Raw genomic sequence first — 10247 nt, forward strand, 5'->3', positions numbered from 1 at the left:
CGTGGCCGCCGTGACCCTGGACCCCACGAAGGACGTCTACCTCTCGCTCGGGGACTCCTACGCCGCGGGCACGAACCCCGGCAGCTACCGCAACGGCGAGACCAGCGCGTTCGCCTTCCCGTACCAGGTCACGGCCACGCTCAACGCCGACGGGACGCCGATCCAGCTGGTCAACCTGGCCTGCTCGGGGGCCACCTCCGCCGACCTCGTGGACAACGCCGGGTGCGCGTCGAACCTGCAGGGCGAGGACACCCTGCCGTACCCCTCGGAGCCGCAGCTCGCGGCGGCCGAGCGGGTCCTCGCCGCGAGCGCGGGCCGCGTCCGGCTGGTCACGATCGTCATCGGCGGCAACGACGCCACCCGCTGCCTCGGCGAGACGAACGCCTCCGGGGACTTCCGCACCAACCAGGCGACCAACGACTGCCTGACCCGCGCGATGGGCGACCTGCGCACGAACCTCCAGGAGACCCTCGAGCGGGTGCGGGCGCTGGTCGGCCCGAGCGTCCCGATCGTCGGGCTCACGTACCCGGACTCGTACCTCGGGCTCTACACCCGCAAGGAGCCGGGCTACCAGGACTACGCCGTCGCCTCTCAGCCGGTCTTCCAGGACGGGCTCAACCCCGTGCTGCGCGAGACCTACGCGGCGGCGGGCGCGCGGTTCATCGACATCACCCAGCTCACCGGCGGGTACGACGCACTGAACCAGACCACCGACCTGCAGCCCTACGGCACCATCCCGGTGCCGGTCGCCACCGCCTGCCGGCTCACGTACATGTGCACGGACGACGACGTGCACGCCACCGAGGCGGGCCACACCTTCATCGCGGACCAGATCCTCGCGCTCCGCTAGCAGGTTCCGGATCGCTGCCTGCCGGACTACCGGCCGGCGGGCGTGAACTCCACCCGGATGCCGTCGCCGGCCAGGATGATGGCGGAGCCGGAGCGGCGCGTCCATCCGTCGGGGACGAGCACGAGCCGCCCGCCGGACTCGATCAGCAGCCGGAGCCCGGCGTACCGGAACCGGTAGGCGTCCCCGGGGTCCGGGGGCAGCACGTCCTCCTGCACCCCCGTGAGGAAGAGCCTCCGCTCGCTGAAGAGCACGACCCCCGGCCGGGACCTCGTGTCGCGCGCGATCCCGTCCGCCACCCCCCGTCCCACGGCGGCCGCGTACTCGCTCGCCGCCCAGAACAGGGCCAGGACGACGAAGAGCACGGTCGACACCCTCGTCATCAGGGCGGGCCACGACCCGCGCCGCATCCCCCGGCCGTCGAGCCGCCGCCACAGGCTCACGCTCCACGAGAGCAGGACGGTGCCCGCCGCGAGGGAACAGGGCGCGAGCAGGGTCCAGGCACCGAAGGCGTTCGGCGAGACGATCCCCAGGACCCCGATCCCGAACAGGACGGCCCCGGTGAGGCCGACGTCGAGCGAGAGCGTCCGCAGGCTCGGCGCGGCCTCCGGGTCGGCGACGAGCCTGCCCACCGCACCGTGGACCCCCAGGCCCACCACGGTCAGCAGCAGCGCGATCCCGACCGGCACGTACAGGCCCTCCACGCTGCGCACGAGATAGTCCTGGACGGACAGTCCCAGCACGGAGGCCTCGATCCCGAACTCCCGGAACACCGCGTTCGTGCGGGTCCAGCCGAACCAGAACAGGAGCGCGGTGACCAGCGTGACCGGCGCGACGACCGCGCTGACGAGCTGGACCGCCCGTTCCAGCCCGCCGAGGGCCGTGGCGGAGCCGCCCTCCGGGTCATCCGCCACCGGTTCCCCTGAACAGCACGATCCCGGGTACCGCGCGGAGCTCGGTCTCCCACTCGATCGCCAGCCCGCCGCCGGGCAGCGACACGGCGCTGAAGTCCGGCACGCCGGTCTGGATGTCGGCGTCGGGGTCGAACGTGCAGGGGAAGTAGGTCCTGTCGGTGCAGACGTGCCGCAGGGCGAGCTTCACGACGGTCTCGGCGACCCCGGGGGCCACCGGGCTGAACCGCACCACGACCGAGCACGACCCGCCCGCCGGGAGCGTCGTGCCCGAGCACGTGTCCTCGGCGAGCCCGAAGGGCCTGCCCGCGATGGTGCTCACCTCCCGGACCTCGACGGCGTAGGGCTCCGGGTTGGCCACGGTCACCGCCCGCACGGCGGCCTCGCCCACGGGCACGGTCCCGAGCTCCTCGACGACGGTCCGGTCCAGCGGCTGGCCGATCGAGGGGCCACCGGGGCTGAGTGCGAGCGGGGCGACCAGCTGGGCCGCGGGGGGCTCGGTGGTCGTGGTGGGAGGGGGCAGCGCGGGGGATCCGGGAAGGTTGCCCGCGTCGGGCCCTCCCGGTTCCAGGGCCAGGCCGGAGGGTCCCTCCTCGCCACCGGGTTCGGCGGGGCTCTGGGGCGCGGGTCCCTGGGGCGCGGGTCCCTGGGGCGCGGGAGCCTGAGGCGCGGGAACCTGAGGCGCGGGAACCTGAGGCGCGGGCCCCTGAGGCACAGGAGCCTGGGGCGCGGGTTCCTGAAGTGCGGGAGCCTGAGGCGCGGGACCTTGAGGCGCAGGCCCCTGAGGCGCAGGAACCTGAGGCGCAGGAGCTTGGGGCGCAGGAGCTTGGGGCGCAGGAGCTTGGGGCGCAGGAGCTTGAGGCGCAGGAGCTTGAGGCGCAGGAGCTTGAGGCGCAGGAGCTTGAGGCGCAGCCCCCTGCTGCGGCGGCGCACCACCCTGCGGCGCCTGCTCCTGAGGCACGGAACCCTGCGGGACGTCCGGATGCCCGGCACGGACGGCATCGAGGCGACCCGGGCGCTCGGCGGCGAGACCGGCGTCCTGATCCTCACCACCTTCGACCTCGACGACTACGTCGACGCCGCCCTCGCCGCGGGCGCCGCCGGGTTCCTGCTCAAGTCCGCCGAGGCCGCCGCCCTGCTCGACGCCGTCCGCGCCGTGGCCCGCGGCGACGGCGTCCTGGCCCCGGAGGTGACCCGACGGGTGATCGCGCGGTTCGCCGGGGCGGGCCCACGCCGCGCGGTGCCCGGGCTGGACTCCCTGACCCCGCGCGAACGGGACGTCCTGGCCTGCCTGGGCCGCGGGCTGTCCAACGCCGACATCGCCCGCGAGCTGGTGATCACCGAGGCGACGGCGAAGACGCACGTCAGCCGGGTCCTGGCGAAGCTGGAGCTCACCTCCCGCACCCAGGCCGCCATCGCCGCCCAGGACGCGGGCCTGACCGACCTGTGAGTGGCGATAGTCGCTCTGGCGACTATCGCCACTCACAGGGTCAGACGAGCTCGGGGACGCGGAGGTGCGCCATCACCAGCTCGAACTCCCCCACCTCGAGGATCTGTGCGTTCAGCTCGGCGGCCGTGCCCGCCCGCATCCGCAGCGCCCGGTCCCGCGTGGCGGCCATCGCCTCGGCGGAGTCGAAGGCGAAGGAGGCGGCGGCGTAGCCCTCGGTCGGGTCGAGCATCAGGCTGGCGCTGCAGAAGCCCACCATCTGCTCCATCTCGGGAAGGACCTCGTCGCGGAACATCGTCGTGCCCTGCTCCATCCGGGACGGATCCATGCGCAGCCAGGTCACCCGCGCGCACGCCCCCGGCGAGCTGGTGTGGTCGCGGTGCAGCAGCGCGATCTCCCACTCGTCGACCTGCGCGGTCCCGCCCATGGTGTCCGCGGCGCGGTCCCGCATCGGCCGGATCATGCCCGCGGAGTCGCTCATCGCGGCCCGGGACTCCCACGCCGTCGTCGCGATGCAGCGGCCGGAGTCCCGGTCGGCGAGCAGGGACATCCCGATGCAGCCCTCGGTGTCGAGCACCGCGGGGAGCAGCTCGTCCCGGACCAGGGCGATGCCGCGGTCGAGCGAGCCTCGATGGGCCTGGACCGTGGTGGAGCGTGCGAACACGGCTGTCTCCTTCCAGCAGCGGCAGCGAGCCGGCGGCACCGGCGGGGCCGCGTCGGACAGCGTCCACCCATGTGACCCAGAGCACAATGCACGAACGGCACTCTCGCTCAGTAGGTGTGAGCGAAAGTGCCGTTCGTTCGGGGGTGTCAGGCGGTGGCGGTCTGCAGGGCCCGTCTTGTCAGGACCGTCACCAGGTGACGGCGGTAGGCCGGGGTGCCTGCGTTGTCCTGCGGCGGCTCGGTGCCCTCCGCCGCCAACGCCGCCGCCTCGTCGATCGGCTTGCCCTCGGCGAGCGCGGCCTCCGTGGCGGAGGCTCGCAACGGGGTGCTGCCCATGTTGACCAGGCCGAGCTGGCGCCGCCCCGAGGGCAGGGTCGCCACCGCGACGGCCACGATCGCCCAGTCGTTGCTGCGCCGGGTGAACTTCTCGTACGCCCAGCCCGTCGAGCCGGTGCGCGGCAGCCGGATCTCGACGATCAGCTCGTCCGGCTCCTTCACCGAGGAGAAGACCCCGGTGTAGAACTCGGTGATCGGGACCCTCCGCTCGCCGCGCGGGCTGCGGAGCACGATCGTCCCGTCCAGCGCGAGGACGGCGGCGGGCAGGTCACCCGCCGGGTCGCCGTGCGCGAGGGCCCCGCCGAGGGTGCCGCGGTGGCGGACCTGCGGGTCGCCGACGGTGCGGGCGACGGCCGGGAGCAGCGCGCACTCCTGCGCCAGGACGTCGGAGACCACGAGGTCCCGGTAGCGGGTCGCCGCACCGATCGCGATCTCGTCGCCGTCGAGCCGGATGTAGTTCAGCTCCGCGAGCCGCCCGATGTCGATGACGACCTCGGGAGCGGCCAGCCGCAGCTTCATCACCGGCAGCAGGGAGTGCCCGCCCGCCAGGACCGTCGCGTCCTCGCCGTGCTCGGCGAGCAGCGCGAGCGCCGCGTCGAGCAACTCCGGGCGCTGGTAGTCGAAACCGACGGGGATCATGCGTCACCCTCTCCGGGCCCGGTGCGTGACGGCTCCGCCTTCCCCGTGGAGAAGCCCGGGGGGATCGTCTTGTCCTCGGTCCCCGCGGCCTGCGCCGCGTCCGGGTCCTTGCCCGCCGCGACCAGCACCGCACGCACGATGTTGTGGTAGCCCGTGCAGCGGCAGAGGTTGCCCTCGAGCCCCTCTCGGACGTCCGCCTCGGTGAGGTCGGGGTTCTCGTCGATCAACGAGACCGCGGCCATGACCATGCCGGGGGTGCAGAACCCGCACTGCAGGCCGTGCTCCTGCCGGAACGCGGCGGCGACCGGGTGGGACAGCTCGCCGTCGGCGTAGGTGCCCAGACCCTCCATCGTGGTCACGGACTGCTGGTCCGCCTGGACGGCGAGGACCGTGCAGGACTTCACCGACTCGCCGTCGACGAGCACGGTGCACGCCCCGCACGACGTGGTGTCGCAGCCGATGTTGGTGGCCTTCAGCCCGACGTTCTCGCGCAGGTAGTGCGCGAGCAGCGTGCGGGGCTCGACGTCGGCGCTGGTGCGCTCGCCGTTGACAGTGATCTCTACCTTCACTTCGAGGCCTCCTGGATGGCCTCCCACACCCGCAACGGGGTGAGGGGCATGTCGATGTGCTCGACGCCGAGGTGCGACACGGCGTCGATCACCGCGTTCTGCACCGCGGGGCAGGACCCGATGGTCCCGGCCTCGCCGATGCCCTTGTAGCCCATGGAGTTGATCGTCGTCGGGGTCTCCATGGTGACCAGGTCGAAGCTGGGCAGCTCCGCCGCCGACGGGATGCCGTAGTCCGCGAAGGTCGCCGTGAGCGGCTGGCCCTCCTCGTCCCAGACGACCTCCTCGAGCATCGCCTGGGCGATGCCCTGCGCGATGCCGCCGTGCCGCTGGCCGTCGAAGATCAGCGGGTTGAGGATCGGGCCCGCGTCGTCCACCGCCCAGATCCGCTCGACGGTCGCCTTGCCGGACTCGACGTCCAGCTCGACGAGCGCGACGTGCGCGCCGAACGGGAAGGTCGGCTTCTTGCCGTCCCACTCGTGGAAGACCTTGAGCTCGTCGGCACCCGCGAGGTCGGCCAGCGAGACACCCGTCCCGGTGCCCTTGACCTGCACGGTCCCGTTCTCGATGACGAGGTCGTCGACGTTCGCCTCGAGCTGCTCGGCCGCGCGCTGCTTGGCCAGCTCGACCAGCTCGACCGCGGCGTTGTGCACCGCGATGCCGCCGGTCTGCAGGCTGCGCGAGCCCATCGTGCCCGCGCCCTTGGGGATCAGATCGGTGTCGCCGTGGATCACGGTGATCTTGTCGACCGGGATGCCCAGCTCCTCGCTCGCGAGCATGGCCCACGCCGTGGCGTGCCCCTGCCCGTGCGGCGAGGTGCCGGTGAGCACGGTGACGGTGCCGTCCGCGTGGACCTCGACGGTCGCGTTCTCGACGAACGCGCCACCGCCGGTGATCTCCACGTAGGACGAGACGCCGATGCCGAGCTGCAGCGGCCCGCCCTCCTGGCGCCGCCGAGCCTGCTCCGCGCGCAGTCCCTCGTAGTCCGCGGCCTGCAGGGCCAGGTCGATGGCCTTCGCGTACTCGCCGGTGTCGTACTCCGCGCCGCCCTTCGTGGTGAAGGGGAACTGCTCGGGCTTGACGACGTTCTTCTTGCGGAGCTCGGCCGGGTCCATGTCGATCGCGTCGGCGAACAGGTCCATGGCGCGCTCGATGGCCTGGGTGGCCTCGGGACGACCGGCCCCGCGGTAGGCGGCCGTCGAGGTCGTGTTGGTGGCCACGACCTTGGCCGTCGACCAGACCTTCGGGATGTCGTAGGTGCCCGGCGCCATCATGCGCGTGAACATCGGCAGGGCGACGCCCAGCCGCGGGTAGGCACCGGCGTCGGCGACGACGTCGAGGCGGTAGGCCTTGACGGTCCCGTCCCGGTCCCCGCCGATCGTGACGGTCTGCAGCTGGCCGCGGCCCTGCACCATGCCGGTCATGTTCTCCGAGCGGCTCTCGTTCCAGCGGACCGGACGGCCCACCTTCTTCGACAGCCACCCGACCAGCGCGAACTCGGGGTCGGCGCCGATCTTGGCGCCGAAGCCGCCGCCGACGTCCGGCAGGATCAGCCGGAGGTCCTTGGCGTCGATGCCCATCCAGCCCGCGACCTCGTCCCGCGCGGACTGTGCGTTCTGGGTGGAGCAGAAGATCGTGCACCGACCGTCCTCGCCCCAGTAGCCGGAGGCGGCGCGGGTCTCCAGCGGCGCCGCCGCCACGCGCTGGTTGAGGATCTCCTTCGAGACCACGACCTCGCAGTCCGCGAAGAGGTCCTCGGGGGCCTCCTCCTTCGCGAGGTGCATCTTCGTGACGCTGTTGGTGCCCGCCTCGGGGAAGAGGAGCACCTCGTCCTTCAGGGCGTCCTTCATCCCGACCACGACGTCGAGCGGCTCGTAGTCGACGTCCACCAGCTCGGCGGCGTCCTCGCCCTGGTACGCCTCCTCGGTGAGGACGGCCGCGACCGCCTCGCCGACGTAGCGCACCCGGTCGGTGGCCAGGAAGGGCCGCAGCATCGCCTTGTTCGCGGCGGGGAACAGCAGCGCAGGCGCCAGGTCGCAGTCCGCCCCGGTGTAGACGGCCACGACGCCCGGGGCCGCCAGGGCGGCCTCGATGTCGATCGAGGTGATCGTCGCGTGCGCGATCGGGGAGCGGACCAGGGTGAGGTGCAGCGCCCCGGTGAGCCGCTCGTCGGTCAGGTCGTCGGTGTAGGTGGCGCCCCGTGTGAGGAACACCGGGTCCTCGGTACGCACGACGCGCGTGCCCAGAATGCTCATCGCTCTCCCTCGCCGCGCGAGGTCGACGCTTCGCGCAGGCGCTGTGTCCTTCGTTCGCTCACAAGCTCGCTCATCGCCAGCGACACTAGTCCGGCCACGCCCCCGCTGCGAGCTGCGACAACGCCCTGACCTGCAGGTTAGCCCACCCTAAGGCGCTCGCCTCACGCCCGAGGGCGCCGCATCAGCGGCAGCGGGCGCGCATCGACTCCCGCACCTGCGGGAGTATGACCGGCATCACTGAACGAACGATTACCCAGCCGGCGCGGTCTCCCACCAGGGCCGGACCGCCCAGAGGGGCGACACGGGGCCGTGACCCTGACCGAGGGGATAGGACCACCGCACCGCCTCGACGATGAACCGCTTGCCGAGGGCGACGGCCTCGGGCACCGACATCCCGCGGGCGAGGCCCGAGGTGATCGACGCCGCGAGGGAGTCCCCGCTGCCGTGGGTGTCGCCGGTGGTGAACCGGGGGCCGGGGAGCTCGGTGAAGGTCTCCCCGTCGAACAGCAGGTCCACGCAGCCGTCCGTGTCCTCCGCGAGGTGACCGCCCTTGACGAGCACGTTCGCGGGTCCGAGGGCGTGCAGCTCCTTGGCCGCGGCGTACTGGGCGGCGCGGTCGTGTACGTCGATCCCGATCAGCAGGCGCACCTCGTCGAGGTTGGGGGTGACGAGGGTGGCGCGCGGGAAGAGCAGGTCGCGGAAGGCGTCGAGCGCCGAGTCGGCCAGCAGCTGGTCGCCGTGCATCGACGCGGCCACGGGGTCGATTACCAGCGGGGTGCGGCGCCCCGCGCCGATGCCGTTGGCGTCGCACGCGGCCGCGACCGCCTCGATGATCTCCGCGCCGGCGAGCATGCCGGTCTTCACGGCGTCGAGCCCGATGTCCGACGCGACGCTGGTGATCTGGGCGGCCACGGTCTCCGGCGGGATGGTGTGCACGCCGGTGACCCCGAGCGTGTTCTGGACGGTGACCGCGCAGACGGCGAGGCAGCCGTGCACCCCGCAGGCCGCGAAGGTCCGCAGGTCGGCGGCGATGCCCGCGCCCCCGCCCGAGTCGGTGCCCGCGATCGTCATGACGCGGGGCGGGGTGGTGCCGCGGGTGGGTTCGGGCATGTGGTCCTCCTCAGCCGGCATTACCCGGCCGGTTCCTGCGGTCGGCGACCTCGGCGCGCCCTCTCAGCCCGGTTCCGAGCTCCCGCGTGTGCGTGTACGCCGACGGTAGTCGCTCGCCGCGTTCGGCCACGAACCGTCGCCGGTGCGTGGGAGACGCCCCCAGCAGGGAGGAGCACCGGTGGCCGCCGGACCGTTGTCGGCCCTGGATCGACCTCGCCGCCCTCCGCCGACCGAGATCACCCGACCGCCCGGAATGGACGGCGCCCGGAACGGGTTCCCTGCGGTCATGGCCGACGAGAAGGTGGAGCTCAGCCCGGCGGGCTGGGTGCGCGATCAGACCGAGAAGATCCTGGAGACCGGGACGACCGAGGGCATCGAGGTCCTGGGGTCGCCGATCGTGCTGCTGACGCTGCGCGGTGCGAAGTCCGGCAAGCTCCGCTACACCCCGGTGATGCGGGTGGAGCACGACGGCGACTACGCCGTCGTCGCGTCGAAGGGCGGGGCGGACGAGCACCCCGTCTGGTACTACAACATCAAGGCGCACCCCGAGTTCCCGCTGCAGGACGGCACGGTGACGAAGACCTACACCGCCCGCGAGGTCGCGGGCGACGAGCGGGCAGCCTGGTGGGAGCGCTCCGTCGAGGCCTACCCGTCGTATGCGGAGTACCAGACCAAGACCGACCGCGAGATCCCCGTCTTCGTGCTGGAGCCCACCTCCTGAGCGTCCCGGGCGGGACGGGAGCGCTCCTGTCCCGCCCGCTCACGTCGCGGCGAGGGCCTGGATCGGCGTGACCCGCGCCGCCCGGGCAGCCGGGGCGGTGGCCGCGAGCACCGCGACCAGCACCACCCCCGCCGCCAGCACCGCCGGCTGCCCGAAGGGCGGCAGCGAGCGCGGGAAGCCGAGGGCCTCGAGCGCGAGCACCCCGATTCCGCCACCGAGCGCCGCACCCAGCACCGCCGCGGCGATCCCACCGAGCGCCGCCTCCGCCGCGACCATCCCCCGGACCCCGCCGCGGGTGAGGCCGACGGCGCGCAGCAGCCCCGTCTCGCGGGTGCGCTCGGTGACCGAGAGCATCAACGTCACCCCGACGCCGACGACCGCGACGAGCAGCGTCATCCCCACCAGCCCGAACCCGATGGCACGGGCCATCGCGAAGCTCGACTCGACCTCGCGGCGCAGGTCACCGACGTACTGCACGCTCACCGGCGCACCGGCGACGGCGGCGTCCACCGCCTCGCGGAGGGCCTGCGCCGGGAGCCCGACCACCGGGTCGACGAGCACCCGCGCCGCTTCCGTCGTCACCGTGAGCGACGGGTTCGCGGTGAGTCGGGCGGCGACGGCGAGCAGGTCCGTTCCCTCCACCACGACCTCGGTCGGGAACTGCTGGTCCACCGTCTCCTCCGCGTAGGAGGTCGCCCCGGCGATCCCCACGAGCAGCGCCGAGGTCAGCCCCACGCCCAGGGCGAGCACGG

11 protein-coding genes are annotated in these 10247 nt (G+C 72.9%); 3 read left to right on the top strand and 8 right to left on the bottom strand.

The window, feature by feature from the left end; translation table 11 throughout:
- Positions 1 to 850 (top strand): SGNH/GDSL hydrolase family protein (locus H5J29_RS09765; RefSeq protein WP_246393696.1); only part of this gene is annotated, 850 nt, incomplete at its 5' end.
- Positions 851 to 876: 26 nt separating this feature from the next.
- Here H5J29_RS09765 and H5J29_RS09770 read toward each other — a convergent pair.
- Together H5J29_RS09770 and H5J29_RS09775 are read right to left on the bottom strand one after the other, a co-directional pair.
- Positions 877 to 1761 (bottom strand): hypothetical protein, encoded by an 885-nt coding sequence (locus tag H5J29_RS09770; protein WP_181780606.1) that lies wholly within the window; start codon positions 1759 to 1761, stop codon positions 877 to 879.
- Positions 1751 to 2155, bottom strand: coding sequence for a hypothetical protein (locus H5J29_RS09775; RefSeq protein WP_181780607.1), 405 nt, complete (start codon positions 2153 to 2155; stop codon positions 1751 to 1753). The genes H5J29_RS09770 and H5J29_RS09775 overlap by 11 nt, the downstream gene beginning before the upstream one ends.
- Before the next feature lie 519 nt (positions 2156 to 2674).
- Between H5J29_RS09775 and H5J29_RS09780 the strand changes: the two genes are divergently transcribed.
- Positions 2675 to 3208, top strand: a complete 534-nt coding sequence (locus H5J29_RS09780) for a LuxR C-terminal-related transcriptional regulator (protein ID WP_246393698.1) — start codon at positions 2675 to 2677, stop codon at positions 3206 to 3208.
- A gap of 40 nt (positions 3209 to 3248) precedes the next feature.
- Here H5J29_RS09780 and H5J29_RS09785 read toward each other — a convergent pair whose 3' ends face one another.
- The 5 genes from H5J29_RS09785 to thiD all read right to left on the bottom strand — a co-directional run bounded on the left by H5J29_RS09785 (position 3249) and on the right by thiD (position 8774).
- Positions 3249 to 3869, bottom strand: coding sequence for an antibiotic biosynthesis monooxygenase (locus H5J29_RS09785; RefSeq protein ID WP_181780608.1), 621 nt, complete (start codon positions 3867 to 3869; stop codon positions 3249 to 3251).
- A 146-nt stretch (positions 3870 to 4015) separates the two neighbouring features.
- Positions 4016 to 4843 (bottom strand): FAD binding domain-containing protein, encoded by an 828-nt coding sequence (locus H5J29_RS09790; RefSeq protein WP_181780609.1) that lies wholly within the window; start codon positions 4841 to 4843, stop codon positions 4016 to 4018.
- Positions 4840 to 5412: a (2Fe-2S)-binding protein gene (locus H5J29_RS09795; protein ID WP_181780610.1), complete on the bottom strand. Its 573-nt coding sequence runs from the start codon at positions 5410 to 5412 to the stop codon at positions 4840 to 4842. Before H5J29_RS09795 ends, H5J29_RS09790 begins: the two co-directional genes overlap by 4 nt.
- Positions 5409 to 7664 carry a xanthine dehydrogenase family protein molybdopterin-binding subunit gene (locus H5J29_RS09800; RefSeq protein WP_181780611.1) on the bottom strand — a complete coding sequence of 752 codons (2256 nt, stop codon included), beginning with the start codon at positions 7662 to 7664 and terminating at the stop codon, positions 5409 to 5411. Before H5J29_RS09800 ends, H5J29_RS09795 begins: the two co-directional genes overlap by 4 nt.
- A gap of 249 nt (positions 7665 to 7913) precedes the next feature.
- Positions 7914 to 8774, bottom strand: coding sequence for a bifunctional hydroxymethylpyrimidine kinase/phosphomethylpyrimidine kinase (gene thiD, locus H5J29_RS09805; RefSeq protein ID WP_181780612.1), 861 nt, complete (start codon positions 8772 to 8774; stop codon positions 7914 to 7916).
- Positions 8775 to 9060: 286 nt separating this feature from the next.
- On the opposite strand from thiD, the gene H5J29_RS09810 reads away from it, so the two are divergent.
- Positions 9061 to 9495, top strand: a complete 435-nt coding sequence (locus H5J29_RS09810) for a nitroreductase family deazaflavin-dependent oxidoreductase (protein WP_181780613.1) — start codon at positions 9061 to 9063, stop codon at positions 9493 to 9495.
- Between the two features lie 39 nt (positions 9496 to 9534).
- Here the strand turns inward: H5J29_RS09810 and H5J29_RS09815 are convergent.
- Positions 9535 to 10247, bottom strand: a 713-nt coding sequence (locus H5J29_RS09815) for an FtsX-like permease family protein (protein ID WP_181780614.1), incomplete at its 5' end; no start/stop codon positions are given.

The organism is Pseudonocardia pini (genome assembly GCF_013870575.1).
GTDB lineage: Bacteria > Actinomycetota > Actinomycetes > Mycobacteriales > Pseudonocardiaceae > Pseudonocardia > Pseudonocardia pini.